The sequence below is a fragment of the Xanthomonas vesicatoria ATCC 35937 genome, from assembly GCF_001908725.1.
In the GTDB taxonomy this organism is placed as follows: Bacteria; Pseudomonadota; Gammaproteobacteria; order Xanthomonadales; family Xanthomonadaceae; genus Xanthomonas; species Xanthomonas vesicatoria.
Genome location: NZ_CP018725.1, coordinates 516,090 through 538,017, shown reverse-complemented (window position 1 = coordinate 538,017; position 21,928 = coordinate 516,090). Strand labels below are relative to the sequence as shown.

The window sequence follows — 21,928 nt, the reverse complement described above, 5'->3', positions numbered from 1 at the left end:
TTAGGCCGTCACTAAACCGCAAACAGCCAGCGTTAACGTGCGTGGAAAGCTCCTCACAGCGCGCTGGTTATGCTCGCGCCCCAAATGCAGCAACTGCAACAAAAGGGTGTGGTATGTCGATTGTCCTGTACGTCGGTGGCAGCAAAGATGGCGACAAGGGTGTAGTGCCTTACGGATTCAGCAAGTCGCGGGCAATGACCGCCGCCGGGCCTGAGATCTATGTGGAACGGATGGTGCCGCTGAAGGACGTGGGCAAGATCCGCGTGATGGCATTGGAATCGCTGCACGAGAGCATTTTGGTCGAGCGCGCAGCCACCCATTACGCGCACCGCGCCAGCTGAGCGGCGGCATAGATTTACGGGGGCGCTGTCAACGGGTTTCCGTGGCGGGCTTGCACTGCGAAAATGCATTTTTTCAGTGAAGCGGTTTATTCCGCGCCGTCATGCACGATAGCCAGCTTGCCCAGCAGATTGCTCGCACCATTGCCGACGAGATCGGTGCCCAACCCGCCCAGGCGCGCGCCGCCATCGCTCTTCTCGACGAAGGCGCCAGCGTTCCGTTCATCGCCCGCTACCGAAAAGAGGTTACCGGCGGCCTGGACGATACCCAGCTGCGTAACCTGGAAACGCGCCTGACCTATCTGCGCGAACTGGAAGACCGCCGCGCGGCGATCCTGTCCAGCATTGGCGAGCAGGGCAAGCTCAGCGATGAACTGCGCGACGAGATCGCCGCTGCCGACACCAAGTCGCGGCTGGAAGATCTGTATCTGCCCTACAAGCCCAAGCGCCGCACGCGTGCGCAGATCGCGCGCGAAGCCGGGCTGGAGCCGCTGGCCGATGGCTTGCTGGCCGACCCGACGCAGGCGCCGGAGGTTGCCGCCGCCGCATTCATCGACGCCGACAAGGGCGTTGCCGACATCAAGGCCGCGCTGGAAGGCGCCCGCGCGATCCTGATGGAGCGCTGGGGCGAAGATGCTGCGCTGGTAGGCGAATTGCGCAGCTGGCTCAACGACAACGGCGTGATTCGCGCGCGCGTGGCCGAGGGCAAGGAAGAGGCCGGTGCCAAGTACCGCGACTATTTCGACCACGCCGAGTCGCTGGCAAAAATTCCGTCACACCGCCTGCTGGCGCTGTTTCGCGCGCGCCGCGAGGAGTTTCTGTATCTGGACCTGGACCCGGGCAGTGATGCCGAAGCCGGGCATCAGTACGCCGAAGGCCGCGTGGCGCGCAGTGCCGGCATTTCCAACCAGGGCCGTCCGGCCGATCGCTGGTTGCTGGACGCCTGCCGGCTGACCTGGCGCGCCAAGCTGCACATGCACCTGCTGCTGGACCTGTTCAACCAGGCCCGCGAAAAGGCCGAGGCCGAAGCAATCGCCGTGTTCGGCGACAACCTCAAGGACCTGATGCTGGCGGCGCCTGCCGGCCCGCGCGTGGTGCTGGGGCTGGACCCGGGCATCCGCACCGGCTGCAAGATCGCCGTGGTCGATGCTACCGGCAAGCTGGTGGCCACCGAGACGATTTATCCGCACGAACCCAAGCGGCAATGGGACCAGTCGCTGCAGACCATCAAAAAGCTGTGCATGCAGCACAATGTGGAGCTGATCGCGATCGGCAACGGCACCGCCAGCCGCGAGACCGACAAGCTGGCCGGTGAAGCGATTGCGTTGTGCGGGGCGGCCAAATTGCAGAAGGTCGTGGTCAGCGAAGCGGGGGCGTCGGTGTATTCGGCGTCCGAGTTTGCCGCCAAGGAATTTCCGGAGCTGGATGTCTCGCTGCGCGGCGCGGTGTCGATCGCCCGGCGCCTGCAGGACCCGCTGGCCGAGCTGGTCAAGATCGAGCCCAAGGCGATCGGCGTGGGCCAGTACCAGCATGACGTCGACCAGTATCGTCTGGCCAAGGCGCTGGAGGCGCGCGTGGAAGACTGCGTCAACGCCGTTGGCGTCTACGTCAACACCGCATCGGCGGCGCTGCTGTCGCGGGTCTCAGGCCTGTCCAGCACGGTGGCGGAAAACATCGTGCGCCATCGCGACGACAACGGGCCGTTCAAGCGCCGCAAGGATCTGCTCAAGGTGCCGCGCCTGGGCGACAAGACCTTCGAACAATGCGCCGGGTTTTTGCGTATCGCCGATGGCGACGAGCCGCTGGATGTGTCGGCAGTGCATCCGGAAGCCTATCCGGTGGTCGAGCGGATCGTGAGCAACACCGGCAAGCCGATCAAGGCGTTGCTGGGCGATGGCAGTTTCCTGCGTGGCCTGAAGCCCGAGCTGTTCACCGATGCGCAGTTCGGTGTGCCGACCGTGCGCGACATCCTGAAAGAGCTGGAAAAACCAGGCCGCGACCCGCGCCCGGAGTTCAAGGCCGCGCAGTTCGCCGAGGGCATCGAGGACATCAAGCACCTTAAGCCGGGCATGGTGCTGGAAGGTGTGGTCAGCAACGTGGCCGCGTTCGGTGCCTTCGTCGATATCGGCGTGCACCAGGATGGCTTGGTGCATATCTCGGCGTTGTCGGACACCTTCGTCAAGGATCCGCGCGATGTGGTCAAAGCTGGCGATATCGTCAAGGTCAAGGTACTGGAAGTGGACGTCGCCCGTAAGCGCATCGCACTGACCTGCCGCCTGTCCGACACGCCGCCAGCGGCCGATGGTGCGGCGCAGTCGCGCGATGCGCGTGGCAACGGGGGGCCGGGGCAGGGCCGTCGCGACGGTGGTGGACGCGGGGCGGCGCCCGGCAACAGCAAGCCGCGGATCACGGCGCCGCCGGCCGATAACGCACTGGCGGCGGCGTTCGCGCGCGCCAAGCGCAGCTGAGTCATGCCGCCTGGCGTGGCGACTGGCTTGAAGTGATTGGATTGGACAGCAACGTTGCAGATCGGGTGTAGAGCGGCTGATGTGCAACGTGACTGCATGACCCTTGCCCGCCCGCCATCGCGGGACACGACCTAAAGTGCCTCCCTGCAGGCTCCTCTTATGCGGCATCGGTGCCGCATAAGTCCGGCGATGGCGGGCGGGCAAGGACCGGTTCGATGGTCGGTGGGCACGGTTTTCAATAACGCGACCAGCCAACTCCCTGGTGCGGTGTCCTCGTCGCTTGCGGGACCCTGTGACGGCATGGATGCAGCACGGAGTCTCCACGGATGGATTCACGGCGTGTCCTGCAAGCGGCGAGGGCTGCGCCCTCGACGATCTGAGCTTTTGACTGCATCCAATAAGCGACGCTACGACTCGAATCCCATGGTGCAGATGCAGCCTGGAAAGCAGTCGGGTGGCAGTTGAAGCGTGCCGGCGTGTCGGACGGCGCGCCCCTGCAAGCACTTCTGCATTCGCGATCGGGGCCTTGGCATTCGTCCTGCTCCTTGCCTGCATTCTTTTTATCTGCCGCCGTCAGGCGATCTCACGCCATTCCCGGCACCCGGCGCGTCGGCACCACTAGGCCTTCGATCAGATCAACCAATCCCGGCGGCTCCACCGGTTTACCCATATGCGCATCGAAACCGGCCGTCACTGCACGGTCGCGGTCTTCTTCGCGCACGTAGGCAGTCAGCGCGATTGCCGGGATATGCCGCGGCAGATCGGCACGACCGGCGCGCACGGTGCGGATCAGATCGTAACCATCGCGCAGCGGCATCGCGATATCGCTGACCAGCACGTCGAATGTCGCAGAAGCCAGACACTGTTCGGCCGCATCCACCGAGCCGGCCGCCTGTACCTGTGCGCCGGCAAGTAGCAGAAACTGCAACACCGCCTCGCGCGAATCCTGATCGTCGTCGACCAGCAGCACCCGCACGCCGTCCAGCCGCCCATGGCAATCGGTCGGAAGTGGCCCAGGCTGGCTCGACTCTGCCGAAGGTGGGCGCAGACCACTGACCCCATGCTCGAACGGCAGTACGATCGTGAACAACGCGCCCTTTCCCTCGCCAGCGCTGGAGGCCCCAAGGCTGCCACCATGCAGGTCCACCAACTGCCGCGAGATCGACAAGCCCAGCCCCAGCCCGCCAACCCGACGTGTGGTGCCGGCATCTGCCTGCCGAAAGCGATCGAACACATGCGGCAGGAACTCGGGCGCGATGCCGATCCCGCTGTCCTGCACGCATAGCCGCAGACGTCCGTCCTCGACGTCCAGTCCCACGCGCACGTTGCCGCCCGACGCAGTGAACTTGAGCGCATTGCTGAGCAGATTAGTGAGCACTTGCTGCAAGCGCCCGGCATCGCCAAAAAACCACAGTTCGCTGCCGGCCGGCGCATCCAGCTCCAGCGCGATCTCGCGTGCCAGTGCGGCCGGCTGCATCAGTTCCACCGTGCTGCGCGCCAGCCCGGCAATGTCGAAATGTTCGGGCTGCAGACGGATCTTGCCGGACAGGATCGCGCTCATGTCCAGCAGGTCGTCGATGATCTGCGTCTGCGCACGCGCGCTACGCTCGATGATGACCAGGCCATTTGCCAGGTTCTCTGGCGCGAAATTCTGCGACTGCATCAGTCGCGACCAGCCCAGGATTGCGTTCAACGGCGTGCGCAGTTCATGGCTGAGCGTGGCCAAGAATTCGTCCTTGACCCGGCTGGCGTGTTCGGCCTGACCACGCGCAGCGGTTTCCGCCTGCAGCGACAACGCGAGCTTGGCATCCACACGGGTACGTTCGATCACGATGCCGGCCAGGTGCGATGCTGAGCGCGCCATCGCCTGCTCGCGCAACGACGGCGAATGTGGGCGATCGTAGTAGATGTTGAGCGTGCCCAGCACCTGGCCATCGCTGGACAAGATCGGCGTCACGCAGCACGCCACGATGCCAAGCGTCGCCGAGATCGCATGATGGCGGCTGAAACTTGGATCGGCCTGGATATCGGCACAGATGATTTGCCGACCAAGATGTGCAGCGCGTGCGCAAGGTGGCCCATCCAGACCGATCGGTGACGGCTCGAAGTCGCCTCGGTAAGCGCTCGGAAAGTGTGGTGCCGAGCCGAAGCTCAAGGTATGCCGTACCTCGTCCAGCACCATCACAGAGCAATACAACGCAATCTCACCACGCGCCTCCACGCTCAACGCAATCGCATCGAGCACCAGCGGCAACGGTGCGCCGGTAGTGATCAGGCTCAGGATCGCGCGATCGGACGCAGTGGCATCTTCGATGTGCTTGCGTTCGGAGATATCGGTGAGCGAGCCGATATGCCCGAGAAAGCGCCCATCGCTGGCGAAATGCGGCGACGCGGTGTCGATGCACCAGCGGTACTGTCCGTCGTGGCGGCGTACCCTGTACTCGGCCAAGAATTCGCCGCGCCGTTCCAGTGCCTGCTCGAACGCCAGTCGCACGCGTCCGGCATCGTCCGGGTGGATCACATCCCACCAGCCTTGATCCAGCGCCTGATCTTCGGCCTGTCCGGTGAAGTGGTACCAGCGCGGGTTCCAGTACATGCAGGCGCCTTGTGCGTCGGCCATCCAGATCATCGCCGGCACCGTCTCGCACAGCGCACGGAAACGGATTTCGCTCTCGCGCAGTTGCTGCTCGAAAGTGCGGCGATCATGGATGTCTGTATAGGTGCCGATCCATTCGCTGATGCAGCCGTCGTCGCCGCGCACGGGCAAAGCGCGGGCCAAGTGCCAACGCGCCTGGCCGTCATGCCGCAGCAATTCGCATTCGATCTCGTAGGCGCGTGCGTCAACCAGCGCGTCCTGCCACGCCTGCACGGACAGCTTCAGGCCCTCAGCGGTGTGGGCCCGATGCCAGGCCGCGTTCTCATGGCTAGTCGGGTCAAGCCCGGTGTATTCGTACCAGCGTTGATTGAAATACTGTGGCTGGCCATCCGGCCCGGCAATGAAGATGATCTGCGGCAAGGTATCGGCAAGGCGACGCAGGCGCGCTTCGCTGGCAGCCAGTTGCTGCTGCGCCTTGGCCCGCTGCATCGATTCCCAACAGCGTGCCGCCACCAGCCGCACCAGCTCGACCTCAGTCGACAGCCAGCGCCGCGGCGCGCGTTGATGCACTCCGATTGCCGCAACCAGCTGGCCATGTTTATGCAGCGGTATCGCCAGCGAAGCGCGCAGGCCGGAGTGGCGATACTGCTCGGCCACATAGTCCGGCGCACCCGGCGCCATCGCATCGGTGGTGAACCAGGGGCGGTTTGCCAGTAGTGCATCGCGCAAGCCTTGGGCCGCTTCCATCGGGAAGTCGCCTTGCAGGCTCGGCATGTCCTGCACATGGTCGCTGATCACGTGCATGGTGCTTCCGTCGGCGGCTGCCAATCCGAACGCACAGCGGTTGGCCCGTAAATGTTCGCCCAGCAGGCGCACACTGGTGTCGATGATGTGCCGCGGCTCAGAGACATGTTGCAAGGCGTCTTCAAGCATCAACAGAAAACTGTCGCGCCGCTCTACGCGCCGATGCTCGGTGACATCGAACCCATGCACCAGAATCGCATCGACGCGACCGGCGTTGTCGCGCATCGGCTGGTACAGAAAGTCCACGAACGTTTCATCGAGCGCGCTGCCAGGCGTGCGCTGCAGATGGGCCGTCATCGATTCGCCGATAAAGGGCTGGCCACTACGACGGACCTCGTCGAGCAGGCCGAGATACCCTTGATCGACGATCTCAGGCATCGCCTCCACCAAGGGGCGGCCAAGCAACGGACGCTCCCCGACAAGAGCGTGGAAGCGTTGATTGACGCTTTCGATGATGTAGTCCGGGCCACGTAGCACTGCCATGAAGGCAGGGGATTGATCGAGCGCTGGCGGTGCTGCAGGTGCCACCACGTTGCTACGCCACGCGTGCGCACCCAGTGCAGGCGATGTCGCTACATACAACGCACCGACCTGCTTGCCGGCCTCCAGGATCGGGCTGCACGACCATGTCGACAGATTCAATGCAGTATGTGCGACATCGGCGCCCAAGTCGGTGGCCGACAGTTCGGCAAGTGGCTGGCCGAATGCAGCAGGGTGCCGTGGGCCGAACGAAACGATGCAGGCGTCGTTATAGATGCAGTGCGCGCGCTCGCCCCAGACCAGCAACATCGGGTGATGCGCGTGCAGGCACACCGACAGCGCGGTGCGCAGTGCCTGGCTGCGGCAGAGCAGTGGGTCGGCGGCGCATGCGGACGCCACGACCAATGCTGCAGTTTCGCTCGTCTCCGGTAACAGGCCGGCAAACGGCGCCGCGGCACTCTCCATCCAGCAACCACCTGCGAATCTTCGATGCCTGATTCTAGTGACAACCGCTCGGCTGGCAACTAGAGCGCCGGCCCGCGGTCAGGGTGCGGCGCGGAATCAGCTATTGGTGCGGCTCAACTGCCGCGCACGCGACAGGGCGCCGACCAGTTCTTCGGACAGATAGGGCTTGGTCAGGATGACGCCACGCTCGAAGCCGGTGGGAATGCTGCCACTGGCAACGCCGGTGGCCAGCACAAAGGGAATGCCGCGTTCCGACAGCAGGCGGGCAACCGGCTCGCTGGTCTGGCCGTTGCCCAGACGATAGTCCAGCACGGCGATATCCGGGGCATCGGCCCGAATCAATTGCAGCGCATCCTGCACCTCGCCGACGGGGCCGACCACGGCTGCACCTGCGTGAACAAGCTGCAACTCGAGCAGCATGGCATTCATGTCATCGTTTTCGACCACGAGTACCCGAACTCCACGCAACACCGACATTGCTTACTCCTTCACCAAGTCGGCCAGTATATCGGGGCCGGCCGGCCTCAGTGCTGCCGACACCGCTTGCACCTGAATTCGTCAGGAGTGTCCTGACACTGTTCGTTTCATTCGCAAGCCGCTATACTGCGCGGCCACGCCGAAGTGGCGGAATCGGTAGACGCAGCGGACTCAAAATCCGCCGCCCTTAAAAGCGTGTGGGTTCGAGTCCCACCTTCGGCACCAAGATGTTGCAGTAACAGCGAAAGCCCTTCCGGAGCAATCCGGAGGGGCTTTTTGCTATCTATCGTTTTGCTATGCGTGGCGATCGCTTCCTCCTGCGCTTTGTACGGCCGGGGCGATCGTGAGGCGTTCGTCCGCAGCGGGCGGCATCAATCTTGCCCGCTCGTAGCTCGTGGCCTGCGTCTTTGCGCTGTATCTCGTCGGCCTCAATCCGTCACTTGATGGCAGTCATTGCGCGTGACTGACGTGAACGTTTGCGCGCGCAACAGCGGTACCTGATGATGTTGCAGGCACGCAGCCATCACGCCAGGTCCGTACTGTGGTGGTCTCTCTTCAAGCGGGTGGCCACCATGGATTTCGATTCCTCTCAGCAGTTGCGCATTCTTCGCGACATCCACGACACCAAGCCAGTATCCGATGAGGAAGGCAGCTGGGCGGTGCGTGCGGGCTATGCCACGCAAGCAGAAGACGGCGACATCGATCTGACCCATGAGGGTCGCAAGGCGTTGGACGACGGTCAGACCTGATCTTGCCATGCAAGTGCTACGTGGCAATGCGTGTGTGCATGAGACGAGTCGGCCGGCACCGCAAGCTCATGGCATGAGTCGTTACGCGCGTGCTGACTTGCGTGGTGATCAACGCCTGCAGCGGTTGGACGCTTCTGTCCAAGCAAGTTGTACCCGGGCACCACTGCTGAGCACGGCAAGATAAGCAAAAAAAAGCCCCGGCATCACCGGGGCTTTTGGATGATTGGCGTCCCCACGGGGATTCGAACCCCGGTGTCCACCGTGAAAGGGTGGTGTCCTAGGCCTCTAGACGATGGGGACGCGTATCAAAACCTCGTTGTCCATTCCAGACGGCCTAATGTCTGAAGTGGTGGAGCCAGGCGGGATCGAACCGCCGACCTCCTGCATGCCATGCAGGCGCTCTCCCAGCTGAGCTATGGCCCCGCGTTGCTGCGAGCCGGCAATCATAACGAAGTCTTGGTGGTTTGCAAAGCGATGCGGAAACTTTTTGCCTCTCGCCGGAAGGCGCAGTGGCGCCGGCTTTTTGAAAGTCTGCGGCTGCAGCGTGAAGGCCGCGGTGCCTCTTTGCCGCGTGCGAGCAACGCAGCGGGTGGGCATGCCATTGCATGCGCGGCAACTGATACGTGGGCGACACTTTTTTCGTGTCGCTGCAAACCAAGAAAGACGTGAATGACGAGAACGCGCGGGGCTCGAGGGAGCGCAATAATGCATGTGCGAGCTGCGTTCAATCGGTGCAATGACGAGAAGCGACCTGGGGTATCCGCCGCGCTTCGAGGCAAAACTGCGTCCTAATTTTTCCACCTTTCCCAAGTGCACATATCGAACTCGGTGATTGCGAACGCGCTGCGATGCTGCAAAGAAAAAGCCCCGGCGTAACCGGGGCTTTTTGGATGATTGGCGTCCCCACGGGGATTCGAACCCCGGTGTCCACCGTGAAAGGGTGGTGTCCTAGGCCTCTAGACGATGGGGACGCGTATCAAAACCTGAGTTGTCATTTCAGACGGCCTAATGTCTGAAGTGGTGGAGCCAGGCGGGATCGAACCGCCGACCTCCTGCATGCCATGCAGGCGCTCTCCCAGCTGAGCTATGGCCCCACGAAACTGAGAACGAAATGATAGCGACCTGTTAATGTTCGCGCAAGCGCTTTTTCATTCCGATTGAGACGGCGCGTGCGCCCGGCTGCATGCAACTCACTTGACGCCGTGCAGATCGCGTAGCTGCGTCGGACGAGCCCCAAAATATGCGGCTAGGTCGGCGATGTCCTGATCGCTCAATGCAGTGGCCTGTGCGGTCATCAGCGGGTGCTGGCGATCGCCACTGCGATACGCCTGCAGCGCATGTGCAAGATAGTCGCCGTACTGGCCACCGAGCTTGGGATAGCTTGGGTCGATCGGCGCATTGCCATCGGCACCATGGCAATCCACGCAGCTCTGGCCAGTCGCCTTACCCTTGGCATGCGCGAGCTTGTCGCCGGCGTCGGCGCGACCAGTGGGCAGCCCGGCCGAGGAGCCCGAGCCGTGTTCGCCGCTGGCATGGCCAGCATCGCCGGCGGAGTGATCGGTGGATTCGACCTGGGATTGGGAGCAGGCCGCCATCATCAGGGCAGCGACCAGGACGATGGCTAGACGCGGAGCGTGCAGGGCGTTCGGCATGTGGGCGCTTACTTGAGGGTGGACAGGAAGGCGGAGATGTCGGCGATGTCCTGCTCGGAGAAACTCTGCGCCTGCGCCTGCATGGTCGGGTGTTTACGCTTGCCCTGGCGGTATTCGGTCAGCGCCTGGGTCAAGTACTGACTGGACTGGCCGCCGATCTTGGGCACGCGGTAACTGGGATAGGCGTTCTTGTAGCCGGTCACGCCGTGACAGCCTTGGCAGGTATATGCCAGCAAACGGCCATTGGAAGGATTACCGGTCGGGGCTGCGGGCGCGGCAGCAGCAGGTGCGGCGGCGGGCGCCGGCGTGGCCGGTACTGCTGGCGTGACTGACGGTGTCGCTGATGCGCCCCCAAACGGCAGGAAGACGACCAGAGCGAGACAAGCGGCGAGCGGCTGCGGGCGCATGGTTTCGTATCCGGAAGACTGATTGAGCGTCCGCACGTGGGGGCGTGACGGAACCGGACCGAGTATGCCTGCGATTTGGCGTGGCGCAAACGGGGTGAATACGCCAAGTTGAACAGACCATGACCTTTGGCGCATTGGCGACATGCATGGCGGGGTGGTTTACTTGCCTACAACACCTGTTCACGCATCCACTAGGACACGACGATGTCGCCACTTTCCTTCTTGCCCGGCCGCAGCGGAATCTGCGCCGCAGTATTGATCTCCACCAGCCTATTGTTGGGCGGCTGCAAGACCGGCGATGGAGAGGCCAAGGCCGCAGAAGAAAAAAAGGCCGTGGATGCGGTACCGGTGGAAACCGCCAAGGCAGCGCGTCGCGCAGTGGCTGCCAGCTATACCGGCACCGCAGCGCTGGAGCCGCGTGCCGAAGCGCAGGTCGTGGCCAAGACGTCCGGCGTGGCACTGGCGGTGATGGTGGAAGAAGGCCAGAAGGTGTCGGCCGGCCAGGCGCTGGTGCGCCTGGACCCGGACCGCGCGCATCTGGCGGTGGCACAGAGCGAAGCGCAGCTGCGGAAGCTGGAAAATAGCTACCGCCGTGCGACACAACTGGTGGGGCAGCAGCTGGTGAGCGCGGCCGATGTGGATCAGCTCAAGTTCGACGTGGAAGACAGCCGCGCACAGCATCGCCTGGCATCGCTGGAACTGTCCTACACCACTGTGCAGGCGCCGATTTCCGGCGTAATCGCCTCGCGTTCGATCAAGACCGGCAACTTCGTGCAGATCAATACGCCGATCTTTCGCATCGTCGACGACTCGCAGCTGGAAGCCACGCTCAATGTGCCCGAGCGCGAACTGGCAACCTTGAAATCCGGCCAGCCGGTGACCTTGCTGGCCGATGCGCTGCCGGGCCAGCAGTTCGTGGGCAAGGTGGATCGCATTGCGCCGGTAGTGGATTCGGGAAGCGGAACGTTCCGCGTGGTGTGTGCCTTCGGCAAGGGCGCCGAGTCGCTGCAACCGGGCATGTTTGGGCGTATCCGCATCGATTACGACCAACGCAAGGACGCCCTGGTGATTCCGCGCCTGGCGTTGCTGGACGATGGCGAGCCGGCGGTGTTCGTGGTGCGCAACGGCAAGGCCAGCCGGGTACCGGTGAAGCTAGGCTACGCCGAAGGCCCGTGGCTGGAAGTGCGGCAGGGCCTGAAGGAAGGCGACCAGGTGGTGACGGCCGGCAAGGTGGCCCTGCGCGATGGCACTGCGGTGCAGGTGATCGGCCAGCCGGACCGCAAGCCGGTGGCGGCGACGGCGCCAGCCACTGCACGTGATGGGTCGCACTCATGAGCGACCACGGAAACCCGCACGGTCCCGTGCACGACCCGCATGCACCATCGCCCGGTGGCGGGCTGGTCGCTTTCGCTACGCGGCGACGGGTGACCATTGCGATGATCACCGTGACCATGCTGCTGTTCGGCCTGATCGCGCTACGTAGCCTCAAGGTCAATCTGCTGCCCGATCTGAGCTACCCCACGCTCACCGTGCGCACCGAATACACCGGCGCGGCACCGGCGGAAATCGAGACGCTGGTGACCGAGCCGGTAGAAGAAGCCGTGGGCGTGGTCAAGAACCTGCGCAAGCTCAAGTCCATCTCGCGCACCGGGCAGAGCGATGTGGTGCTGGAATTCGCCTGGGGCACCAACATGGACCAGGCCAGCCTGGAAGTCCGCGACAAGATGGAAGCGCTGTCGCTGCCGCTGGAAACCAAGCCGCCGGTGCTGCTGCGCTTCAATCCATCCACCGAGCCGATCATGCGGCTGGCGTTGTCGCCCAAGCAGGCGCCGGGGTCGGACACCGATGCGATCCGTCAGCTCACCGGGCTGCGCCGCTATGCCGACGAAGACCTGAAAAAGAAGCTCGAACCGGTGGCCGGGGTGGCCGCGGTCAAGGTCGGCGGCGGTCTGGAAGACGAGATCCAGGTCGATATCGATCAGCAGAAACTGGCGCAGCTCAACCTGCCCATCGACAACGTGATCACCCGGCTCAAGGAGGAGAACGTCAATATTTCCGGCGGCCGGTTGGAAGAAGGCTCGCAGCGGTATCTGGTGCGCACGGTGAATCAGTTCGTGGATCTGGACGAGATCCGCAACATGCTGGTCACCACGCAGAGCAGCAGTAGCAGCGCCGCTGATGCAGCGATGCAGCAGATGTATGCAATCGCTGCGTCCACCGGCTCGCAGGCGGCGCTCGCCGCGGCGGCGGAAGTGCAGAGCACCTCGTCCGCATCCAGCAGCAGCATCGCTGGCGGCATGCCGGTGCGGCTGAAGGATGTGGCCGACGTGCGCCAGGGCTACAAGGAACGCGAGGCGATCATTCGGCTGGGCGGCAAGGAAGCGGTGGAGTTGGCGATCTACAAGGAAGGCGACGCCAATACCGTTTCTACGGCCGCTGCACTGCGCGCGCGATTGGAGCAGCTCAAGGCAACCGTGCCGGGCGATGTGCAGATCACCACCATCGAGGACCAGTCGCACTTCATCGAACACGCGATCAGTGATGTCAAAAAAGATGCGGTGATCGGCGGTGTGCTGGCGATCCTGATCATCTTCCTGTTCCTGCGCGATGGCTGGAGCACCTTTGTGATCAGCCTGTCGTTGCCGGTGTCGATCATCACCACGTTCTTCTTCATGGGCCAGCTAGGACTGAGCCTCAACGTGATGTCGTTGGGCGGGCTGGCGCTGGCCACTGGCCTGGTGGTGGACGATTCGATCGTGGTGCTGGAGAGCATCGCCAAGGCGCGCGAGCGCGGGTTGAGCGTGCTGGATGCGGCCATCGCGGGCACCCGTGAGGTCAGTATGGCGGTGATGGCGTCCACCTTGACCACCATTGCGGTGTTCCTGCCGCTGGTGTTTGTCGAAGGCATTGCCGGGCAATTGTTCCGCGATCAGGCGCTGACGGTGGCGATTGCCATTGCGATCTCGCTGGTGGTGTCGATGACGCTGATTCCGATGCTGAGTTCGCTCAAGGGCGCGCCGCCGATGGCGTTTCCGGATGAACCCGGCCACCCGCAATGGCAGCCCGATCAGCGCTGGCTCAAGCCGGTGGCGGCCGGCCGCCGCGGTGCGGGCGCCAGTGTGCGCTACGCGTTCTTCGGCGCGGCGTGGGCAGTGGTCAAACTGTGGCGCGGCGTCGCGCGGGTGGTGTCGCCGGTGATGCGCAAGGCCAGCGACATTGCGATGGCGCCATACGGCCGTGCCGAGCGTGGCTATCTGGCGATGTTGCCGGCGGCGCTGCGGCGGCCCGGGTTGGTGCTGGGACTGGCTGCGGCGGCGTTTGTCGGAACCGTGCTGTTGGTGCCGATGCTGGGCGCGGACCTGATCCCGCAGCTGGCGCAGGACCGCTTCGAAATGACGGTGAAACTGCCATCTGGCACGCCGCTTGCGCAGACCGATGCACTGGTGCGCGAGCTGCAGCTGGCCCACGACAAGGATCCGGGCGTGGCGTCGTTATATGGCGTGAGTGGCAGTGGGACGCGGCTGGATGCCAACCCCACCGAAAGCGGCGAAAATATCGGCAAGCTCACCGTCGTGATGGCCGGCGGCGGCAGCCCGGAAGTGGAAGCGGCGGCGACCCAGCGGCTGCGCAGCAGCATGGTCGGGCATCCGGGCGCGCAGGTGGATTTCGCGCGGCCGGCGCTGTTCAGTTTCTCGACTCCGCTGGAAGTGGAATTGCGTGGGCAGGACCTGGGTGAGCTGGAACGTGCCGGGCAAAAACTGGCCGCGATGCTGCGCGCCAATAGTCACTACGCTGACGTCAAATCGACGGTGGAAGAGGGCTTCCCGGAAATCCAGATCCGCTTCGATCAGGAGCGCGCTGGTGCGCTGGGGCTGACTACGCGGCAGATCGCCGATGTCATTGTCAAAAAGGTGCGCGGCGATGTAGCCACGCGCTACAGCTTCCGTGATCGCAAGATCGATGTGCTGGTGCGTGCGCAGCAGAGCGACCGTGCCAGCGTGGAGGCGATTCGCCAGCTGATCGTCAATCCGGGCAGCAATCGCCCCGTGCGTCTTGCCGCGGTGGCCGAGGTGCTGGCGACAACCGGCCCCAGCGAGATCCATCGTGCCGATCAGACTCGCGTGGCCATTGTGTCGGCCAGCCTGAAGGACATCGACCTGGGCGGTGCGGTACGCGAAGTGGAGACGCTGGTGCGCAAGGACCCGTTGGCTGCCGGGGTCGGCATGCATATCGGCGGGCAGGGCGAGGAACTGGCGCAGTCGGTCAAGTCGCTGCTGTTTGCGTTCGGGCTGGCGATCTTCCTGGTCTACCTGGTGATGGCGTCGCAGTTCGAATCGCTGCTGCATCCGTTCGTCATCCTGTTCACCATTCCGCTGGCGATGGTGGGCGCGGTGCTGGCACTGCTGATGACCGGCAAGCCGGTGTCGGTGGTGGTGTTCATCGGCCTGATCCTGCTGGTCGGCCTGGTGACCAAGAACGCGATCATCCTGATCGACAAGGTCAACCAGTTGCGCGAAGAAGGCGTGCCCAAGCGCGAGGCCTTGATCGAAGGCGCGCGCTCGCGTCTGCGACCGATCATCATGACCACGCTGTGCACCTTGTTCGGCTTTCTGCCGCTGGCGGTGGCGATGGGCGAGGGCGCGGAAGTGCGCGCACCGATGGCAATCACCGTGATCGGCGGCCTGCTGGTGTCCACGCTGCTGACGCTGCTGGTGATTCCAGTGGTGTACGACCTGCTGGACCGCCGCGCGGATGCGTACTACCTGGAGCGCGGCCGGCGCATGGCGCGTCAGCAGGCGCAGACGCGTGAAAACACCGACGGACTGGAGGCGCTATGAGCGTCGCGGCCTTCAGCATTCGTCGTCCGGTCACGACCATCATGTGCTTCGTGTCGCTGGTGGTGGTGGGTTTGATCGCCGCCTTCCGGTTGCCGCTGGAGGCATTGCCGGATATCTCGGCGCCGTTCCTGTTCGTGCAATTGCCATACACCGGCTCCACCCCGGATGAAGTGGAGCGCAACCTGGTGCGGCCGGCCGAAGAAGCCCTGGCCACGATGACCGGCATCAAGCGCATGCGCTCCACCGCCACCGCCGATGGCGCCAACATCTTTATCGAGTTCTCCGATTGGGACCGCGATATCGCCATCGCCGCATCGGACGCGCGCGAGCGGCTGGATGCCATTCGCGACGACTTTCCGGACGATCTGCAGCGCTTCCATATCTTCAAGTGGTCCAGCAGCGACGAGCCGGTGCTCAAGGTGAGGCTGGCCAGCCAGACCGATCTGACTGGCGCTTACGACATGCTCGACCGCGAATTCAAGCGGCGCATCGAGCGCATTCCTGGCGTGGCGAAGGTCGAGATTTCAGGCGCCCCGCCCAACGAGGTGGAGATCGCCATTGCGCCGGATCGCCTCACCGCACACGACCTCAGCCTCAACGACCTGAGCGAACGGCTGGGCAAGCTCAATTTCTCGGTGTCTGCCGGGCAAATCGACGACAACGGGCAGCGCATCCGCGTCCAGCCGATCGGCGAGTTACGCGATCTGCAGGAGCTGCGTGAGCTGGTCCTCAACGCGAAGGGCTTGCGGCTGGGCGATATCGCCGAGGTGCGCCTCAAACCCACGCGCATGAACTACGGACGGCGCCTGGATGGGCGCCCGGCAATTGGTCTGGATGTCTACAAGGAGCGCAGCGCCAATCTGGTGGAGGTGTCCAAGGCTGCGCTGAAAGAGGTGGAAGACATTCGCGCCGAGCCCGCGATGCGCGATGTGCAGATCAAGGTCATCGACAACCAGGGTAAGGCCGTGACTTCGTCGCTGGCCGAGCTCGCAGAAGCCGGCGCGGTGGGCCTGCTGTTGTCGATCACCGTGCTGTTCTTCTTCCTGCGGCATTGGCCATCGACGTTGATGGTGACGCTGGCGATCCCGATCTGCTTTGCGATCACGTTGGGCTTCATGTATTTCGTCGGTGTCACGCTCAATATCCTGACCATGATGGGATTGTTGCTTGCGGTCGGCATGCTGGTGGATAACGCGGTGGTGGTGGTGGAAAGCATCTACCAGGAGCGTGAGCGCATGCCCGGGCAGCCGCAGCTGGCGGCGCTGCTCGGCACTCGTAGCGTGGCCATTGCGCTTAGCGCAGGCACCTTGTGCCATTGCATCGTGTTCGTGCCGAATCTGTTCGGCGAGACCAACAACATCTCCATCTTCATGGCGCAGATCGCGATCACCATTTCGGTGTCGCTGTTGGCGTCCTGGTTGGTGGCGATCAGTCTGATCCCGATGTTGTCCGCGCGCATGAAGACGCCGCCGATGGTGACCTCCGACCATGGCGTGATCGCCAGGCTGCAACGGCGCTATGCGCGGGTGCTGGCCTGGACCCTGGCACATCGCGGCTGGAGCGTGGCCGGCATCATCCTGGTCAGTGCCATCAGCCTAGTGCCGATGAAACTGACGAAGATCGACATGTTCGGCGGCGAAGGCGGCAATGAGGCCTTCATCCAATATCAGTGGAAGGGCTCGTATACGCGTGAGCAGCTGGGTGAAGAGATCGGCCGGGTGGAGAACTATCTCGAGGCCAATCGGGCCAAATACCACATCACCCAGATATATTCCTGGTTCAGTGAAGTGGAAGGCAGCAACACCGTGGTGACCTTCGACGCGAACAAGGTGAAGGATCTGCCGCTGCTATTGGAAAAGATCCGCAAGGAGCTACCGCGTTCTGCGCGCGCCGACTACAGCATCGGCAACCAGGGCGATGGCGGTAACGGCAACCAGGGCGTACAGGTGCAGTTGGTTGGCGACTCCACCGAGGCGCTCAAATCGCTGGCCGACGACGTGATCCCGCTGTTGGCACAACGCAAGGAATTGCGCGACGTGCATGTGGACACCGGCGATCGCACCAGCGAACTGGCGATCCGCGTGGACCGCGAGCGTGCTGCTGCATTTGGTTTCAGTGCAGAGCAGGTGGCCAGTTTCGTCGGGCTGGCACTGCGCGGCACGCCGCTGCGTGAATTTCGCCGTGGCGACAATGAAGTGCCGGTGTGGGTGCGTTTTGCGGGCGCCGAGCAAAGCAAGCCCGAAGACCTGGCCGGTTTTACCGTGCGCACCAAGGATGGCCGCAGCGTGCCGTTGCTGAGCCTGGTAGATGTGCAGATTCGCCCGGCCGCCACCCAGATCGGGCGGACCAATCGCCAGACCACACTGACCATCAAGGCCAATCTGGCCGAGAAAGTCACCGTGCCGGAAGCGCGCGCAGCGATGGAAAAGCCGCTCAAAGCCATGAGCTTCCCCGCCGGTTACAGCTACACCTTCGACGGCGGCGACTACCAGGACGACGGCGAGGCGATGGGCCAGATGGTGTTCAATTTGGTGATCGCGTTGGTGATGATCTACGTGGTGATGGCGGCGGTGTTCGAATCGTTGCTGTTCCCGGCGGCGATCATGAGCGGGGTGCTGTTTTCGATCTTCGGGGTGTTTTGGCTGTTCTGGATCACCGGTACCTCGTTCGGCATCATGTCCTTCATCGGCATCCTGGTGCTGATGGGCGTGGTGGTGAACAACGGCATCGTCATGATCGAGCACATCAACAATTTGCGCCGCCGCGGCATGGGCCGGACGCAAGCGCTGGTAGAAGGCTCACGCGAGCGCTTGCGCCCGATCATGATGACGATGGGCACCGCCATCCTGGCGATGGTGCCGATCTCGCTGACCAGCACCACGATGTTCAGCGATGGCCCGCCGTACTTCCCGATGGCGCGCGCCATCGCCGGTGGGCTGGCGTTTTCGACGGTAGTGAGTCTGCTGTTTCTGCCGACGATCTACGCGATTCTCGACGACATGAGCAGCGGTGCAGCGGCATTGGTGCGGCGGGCGCGCGGCGTACCGAAGACGCCGCCGGCAAGCGTTGCGCTGGAGTCGGGAGCCTGAAGTTTTCCCGGAGTAAGGCATCCACCAGCGTGCTTGGGCCTTGACTAACATAAGGCGCAAAGCCCCCCCGTCGGGCGAGGAGGCACGGCTTGCGCGCCATGGGGCGCGCGTGCCTTGGAGAGCCCGCGCCGCAACCCCGGGGCCGGGGCGCGGAGCGAGGGGTTGCGGTGAGACGACGGGTTCTCCACGTACAACCCGCGTGTTAGTTGCGGGCTTCGGTGAGGGCGACAACGCGTCCGCGGACTGGCTCCTCGGCTCGGTTAGATATCCTGTCTGACTCGCCGCCGCGGCATATCCCGGTCCTGCGCTCCGTCAATCCCCGGCCACGCTGCCGCGTCGGCGAGTCTTTGAGTGAGAAAAAACGGCAGCTGATTCAGTGTTCGACTTTGGTACTGCCAATCATCCGCCAAGTTCGCTGCACGTCTTCTGGCCCTTCGACTTCGCAGCTCTCAGACAAACGGCCTGACGCCAACTACGTAGAAGCGCGCGGTTTTTTTCGCCGCTCCTATCCGCCGCCTTCAAGCGGGACGCGAAGAGGCTTCTGCCTCAACCGCCGAGGCAACGATCAAAACCCAGGTCGAGCACGCCCCGCGGCAATCTCTGCTCCCGTTCCGCCAACACGGGAACATTCGAAGAGTGGTCCGCGGGCGCCTGGGCAGGCGCCGGGGCAGGACCTTACACGACAAGGATGTCGTGTAAGAGCCCCATGTATAGGTTCACGGCGTGTCCTGCCCCGGCACCCGCGGGCCGCTCCCATGCATGAAACAAAGGCGCCCACCAGCAATCCTTCCTCGACCAAAAGCAAAGCGCCGGCAGACCCGGCGTTCCCCATTCAAACCAAAGCGCCAGCTGATCAGCTTTCCTCGGCTCTCCAGCTTTCACAGCAACCTGGGTTCCAAGCCACTGGATGCGCCGGCCGGAGAATCAGCCCGCACGCACCTGCCGCACGATCGCCGCCGCCTTCGCCGAGCTTTCCTTGACCTTGTCCCATTGCCCCTGGGCCAGCCAATCCTTGGGCACCATCCACGAGCCGCCGATGCAGACCACATTCGGCTGCGACAGGAACTCGGCCGCATTGGCTTCGCTGATGCCGCCGGTGGGGCAGAGCTTGAGCTCGGACAGCGGGCCGGCGAGCCCCTTGAGCATTTGCAGGCCGCCCACGGCCGTGGCCGGGAACAGCTTGCAGACGCGGAAGCCCAGGCCCATCAGGGTCAGCAGTTCGGTCGGTGTGGCTGCACCCGGAACGGCCGGGATCGGCGCATCGGCCAACAGGCGCGCGAGCGGGGCAGGCGTACCCGGGGTCACCAGGAAATCCGCGCCGGCATCCACTGACTGACGTAACTGCAGTTCGCTCAGCACGGTGCCGGCGCCGATCACGATATTGGGGAGTTCGCGCTTGAGCATGGCCAGCGCGTCGATCGCGACCGGCGTACGCAGGGTGAGCTCGATCGCGGGCAAGCCGCCTTCGAGCAGCGCATCGGCGACGCGGCGCGCCTGGTCCAGCGTATCGACCGTGACCACCGGCAGGATGCCGGCGTCGCGCAACAGCTTTTCGGCGGTGTTCTGGGTCTGGGCAATCGTCATTGCAACTCCGGGTGACGGCGACCGCGGGAGCGGCCGCAGAGAGGGAAGGGGATCAGGCGTCCTTGGACTCGTGCGGTGCGGCGGCAGCGGCCGCATCGGCACCGAGTTCGTACTCGGCGTCGTAGCTCCACAGCGCACCGTCCGGATGGGTCGGGCCGCAGGAAATCGAAATCGCGCCCTGGTCGGCCGGGCCGACGACCTGGCGATTGATCGCAAACAGGTTGCGGCCCAGGTCGTTGCCGGCCACGGCGGTATTGGGCGCCACGTCGCGCGATGCCCATTCTTCGGCCGAGACCAGTACTTCCAGCGTGCCGGCTTCGCCGTCCAGGCGCACCATGTCGCCTTCGCGGACGCGTCCGATCGGGCCGCCACGCGCGGCTTCCGGCGTCATGTGGATCGCGGCGGGGAACTTGCCCGAAGCACCGGACAAGCGGCCGTCGGTAACCAGCGCCACGCGGCGGCCCTGGTTCTGCAGCAAGCCGAGCAACGGCGCCATCGAATGCAACTCCGGCATGCCGTTGGCACGCGGGCCCTGGTACCGCAGCACGACCACAAAATCGTGTGGCAACACGCCGGCCGCATGCAGCTTGTTGAGCACCTGCGGGGTGTCGATCACCACCGCAGGCGCCTCGATCTTGCGATGCTGCGGTTTGACCGCCGACAGCTTGATCAGCGAGCGGCCCAGGTTGCCGCGGAGCAGACGCAGGCCACCTTGGGATTCGAATGCATCACTGACCGGGCGCGCGACGCTGTCATCGGCGGTGGTCGCGGTGCCGGGCACGTAGGTGACTTTGCCCTCCTGCAAACGCGGTTCGTTGACATAGGCGCGCATCCCGCCTTCGACCACGGTGGGCAGGTCGTCGTGCATGTAGCCGGCATCCATCAGCTCGCGGAACACGAACGCCGTGCCGCCTGCAGCCTGGAAGCGGTTCACGTCGGCCTCGCCATTGGGGTAGATGCGGGTCAGCAACGGCACGGTCTGCGAAATCAGATCCATGTCGTCCCAGGTCAGCACGATGCCAGCCGCCCGTGCCACGGCGATCCAGTGGATGGTGTGGTTGGTCGAGCCGCCGGTAGCCATCAGTGCGACCACCGCGTTGACGATGGCGCGCTCGTCGATCAGGCGGCCGAACGGACGGAAGTCATCGCCCAATGCGGAGATCGCCAAGGCTCGCGCGGTGCCTTCACGGGTCAGTGCATCGCGCAGCGGCAATTCCGGGTTGACGAACGAGGCGCCCGGCAACTGCACGCCCATCGCTTCGAGCAACACCTGGTTGGAATTGGCAGTGCCGTAAAAGGTGCAGGTGCCAGGCGAGTGGTAGGACGACGACTCGGCTTCGAGCAATTCGGCGCGGGTGGCTTCGCCGGCGGCATAGCGCTCGCGCACTTCGGCTTTCTGCTTGTTCGGAATGCCCGGCGTCATCGGGCCGGCCGGCATAAAGATCGCAGGCAGATGGCCAAACGCCAACGCGCCGATCAACAGGCCCGGCACGATCTTGTCGCACACGCCCAGATACACCACGCTGTCGAACATGTCGTGGCTCAGGCCGATCGCTGTGGCCTGGGCGATGTTGTCGCGCGAAAACAGCGACAGTTCCATGCCCGCGCGGCCCTGGGTGACGCCATCGCACATCGCCGGCACGCCGCCGGCGACCTGCGCGGTGGCGCCGAGCGCACGTGCGGCATCGCGAATCAATTGCGGGTAATGCTCGAACGGCTGATGCGCCGACAGCATGTCGTTGTAGGCGGTGATGATGCCCAGGTTCGGCGTGGCTGCGCCGCGCAGACGCGACTTGTCGGTCGGCTCGGAGGCGGCAAAGCCATGCGCAAGATTGCCGCAGCTCAGACGGCTACGGAACGGACCCTCACGCAGGGCGGCATCGAGGCCGGCCAGATACGCCGCGCGCGACGGCGCGCTGCGCTTGCGGATACGGTCGGTGACAGCTTGGATGTTCGGATGCAGGCTCATTGGCTACCGGCT

11 protein-coding genes, 5 tRNA genes and 1 pseudogene are annotated in these 21,928 nt (G+C 64.1%); 7 read left to right on the top strand and 10 right to left on the bottom strand.

Translation table 11 applies throughout. The features are described 5' to 3' along the window. Positions 1 to 113: 113 nt before the first annotated feature. Positions 114 to 341 (top strand): hypothetical protein, encoded by a 228-nt coding sequence (locus tag BJD12_RS02325; protein ID WP_005995419.1) that lies wholly within the window; start codon positions 114 to 116, stop codon positions 339 to 341. 101 nt (positions 342 to 442) lie between these two features. Continuing rightward, complete coding sequence (locus BJD12_RS02320) at positions 443 to 2,806, top strand: Tex family protein (RefSeq protein WP_005995420.1); 2,364 nt, start codon at positions 443 to 445, stop codon at positions 2,804 to 2,806. A 583-nt stretch (positions 2,807 to 3,389) separates the two neighbouring features. On the opposite strand, the pseudogene BJD12_RS02315 reads toward BJD12_RS02320, so the two are convergent. After that, positions 3,390 to 6,965: pseudogene (locus BJD12_RS02315) on the bottom strand (PAS domain S-box protein); the annotation flags it as partial. Between the two features lie 282 nt (positions 6,966 to 7,247). After that, entirely contained in the window at positions 7,248 to 7,628 is a 381-nt protein-coding gene (locus BJD12_RS02310; protein ID WP_005995422.1) for a response regulator, read from the bottom strand. Positions 7,629 to 7,766: 138 nt separating this feature from the next. Between BJD12_RS02310 and BJD12_RS02305 the strand changes: the two genes are divergently transcribed. Both BJD12_RS02305 and BJD12_RS02300 read left to right on the top strand, forming a co-directional pair. After that, positions 7,767 to 7,853 (top strand) — tRNA-Leu (locus BJD12_RS02305). A gap of 347 nt (positions 7,854 to 8,200) precedes the next feature. Continuing rightward, a complete protein-coding gene (locus tag BJD12_RS02300) occupies positions 8,201 to 8,377 on the top strand; it encodes a hypothetical protein (RefSeq protein ID WP_074059492.1) in 177 nt (58 codons plus the stop codon). A 224-nt stretch (positions 8,378 to 8,601) separates the two neighbouring features. Here BJD12_RS02300 and BJD12_RS02295 read toward each other — a convergent pair. The 6 genes from BJD12_RS02295 to BJD12_RS02270 form a co-directional block, all read right to left on the bottom strand. Further along, positions 8,602 to 8,677, bottom strand: a tRNA-Glu gene (locus BJD12_RS02295). Between the two features lie 47 nt (positions 8,678 to 8,724). Further along, positions 8,725 to 8,800, bottom strand: a tRNA-Ala gene (locus BJD12_RS02290). Between the two features lie 472 nt (positions 8,801 to 9,272). Continuing rightward, positions 9,273 to 9,348: transfer RNA gene (locus BJD12_RS02285), tRNA-Glu, on the bottom strand. A gap of 47 nt (positions 9,349 to 9,395) precedes the next feature. Beyond that, positions 9,396 to 9,471: transfer RNA gene (locus BJD12_RS02280), tRNA-Ala, on the bottom strand. 96 nt (positions 9,472 to 9,567) lie between these two features. Continuing rightward, positions 9,568 to 10,029, bottom strand: a complete 462-nt coding sequence (locus BJD12_RS02275; protein WP_005995424.1) for a c-type cytochrome — start codon at positions 10,027 to 10,029, stop codon at positions 9,568 to 9,570. Positions 10,030 to 10,037: 8 nt separating this feature from the next. Continuing rightward, entirely contained in the window at positions 10,038 to 10,436 is a 399-nt protein-coding gene (locus tag BJD12_RS02270) for a c-type cytochrome (RefSeq protein WP_039424150.1), read from the bottom strand. Between the two features lie 204 nt (positions 10,437 to 10,640). Here BJD12_RS02270 and BJD12_RS02265 point away from each other — a divergent pair, with 204 nt between their 5' ends. From BJD12_RS02265 to BJD12_RS02255, 3 genes are read left to right on the top strand one after another with little or no spacing between them, the layout of a single operon-like run. Continuing rightward, positions 10,641 to 11,771: an efflux RND transporter periplasmic adaptor subunit gene (locus BJD12_RS02265; RefSeq protein WP_005995426.1), complete on the top strand. Its 1,131-nt coding sequence runs from the start codon at positions 10,641 to 10,643 to the stop codon at positions 11,769 to 11,771. Then, positions 11,768 to 15,274 carry an efflux RND transporter permease subunit gene (locus BJD12_RS02260; RefSeq protein WP_042828366.1) on the top strand — a complete coding sequence of 1,169 codons (3,507 nt, stop codon included), beginning with the start codon at positions 11,768 to 11,770 and terminating at the stop codon, positions 15,272 to 15,274. Before BJD12_RS02265 ends, BJD12_RS02260 begins: the two co-directional genes overlap by 4 nt. Further along, entirely contained in the window at positions 15,271 to 18,363 is a 3,093-nt protein-coding gene (locus tag BJD12_RS02255) for an efflux RND transporter permease subunit (RefSeq protein ID WP_058563968.1), read from the top strand. Before BJD12_RS02260 ends, BJD12_RS02255 begins: the two co-directional genes overlap by 4 nt. A 924-nt stretch (positions 18,364 to 19,287) precedes the next feature. On the opposite strand, the gene BJD12_RS02250 is transcribed toward BJD12_RS02255, so the two are convergent. Further along, positions 19,288 to 19,947 carry a bifunctional 4-hydroxy-2-oxoglutarate aldolase/2-dehydro-3-deoxy-phosphogluconate aldolase gene (locus BJD12_RS02250; RefSeq protein WP_005995642.1) on the bottom strand — a complete coding sequence of 220 codons (660 nt, stop codon included), beginning with the start codon at positions 19,945 to 19,947 and terminating at the stop codon, positions 19,288 to 19,290. 52 nt (positions 19,948 to 19,999) lie between these two features. Then, the gene (gene edd, locus BJD12_RS02245; protein ID WP_005995644.1) at positions 20,000 to 21,916 is read right to left on the bottom strand and encodes a phosphogluconate dehydratase; all 1,917 of its coding nucleotides are present in this window, start codon (positions 21,914 to 21,916) and stop codon (positions 20,000 to 20,002) included. Positions 21,917 to 21,928: the final 12 nt, after the last annotated feature.

Coding starts and splice junctions, on each gene's coding strand:
- BJD12_RS02300 (WP_074059492.1), top strand. CDS start 8,201: ATGGATTTCGATTCCTCTCAGCAGTTGCGCATTCTTCGCGACATCCAC.
- BJD12_RS02275 (WP_005995424.1), bottom strand. CDS start 10,029: ATGCCGAACGCCCTGCACGCTCCGCGTCTAGCCATCGTCCTGGTCGCT.
- BJD12_RS02255 (WP_058563968.1), top strand. CDS start 15,271: ATGAGCGTCGCGGCCTTCAGCATTCGTCGTCCGGTCACGACCATCATG.
- BJD12_RS02310 (WP_005995422.1), bottom strand. CDS start 7,628: ATGTCGGTGTTGCGTGGAGTTCGGGTACTCGTGGTCGAAAACGATGAC.
- edd (WP_005995644.1), bottom strand. CDS start 21,916: ATGAGCCTGCATCCGAACATCCAAGCTGTCACCGACCGTATCCGCAAG.
- BJD12_RS02265 (WP_005995426.1), top strand. CDS start 10,641: ATGTCGCCACTTTCCTTCTTGCCCGGCCGCAGCGGAATCTGCGCCGCA.
- BJD12_RS02270 (WP_039424150.1), bottom strand. CDS start 10,436: ATGCGCCCGCAGCCGCTCGCCGCTTGTCTCGCTCTGGTCGTCTTCCTG.
- BJD12_RS02320 (WP_005995420.1), top strand. CDS start 443: ATGCACGATAGCCAGCTTGCCCAGCAGATTGCTCGCACCATTGCCGAC.
- BJD12_RS02250 (WP_005995642.1), bottom strand. CDS start 19,947: ATGACGATTGCCCAGACCCAGAACACCGCCGAAAAGCTGTTGCGCGAC.
- BJD12_RS02260 (WP_042828366.1), top strand. CDS start 11,768: ATGAGCGACCACGGAAACCCGCACGGTCCCGTGCACGACCCGCATGCA.
- BJD12_RS02325 (WP_005995419.1), top strand. CDS start 114: ATGTCGATTGTCCTGTACGTCGGTGGCAGCAAAGATGGCGACAAGGGT.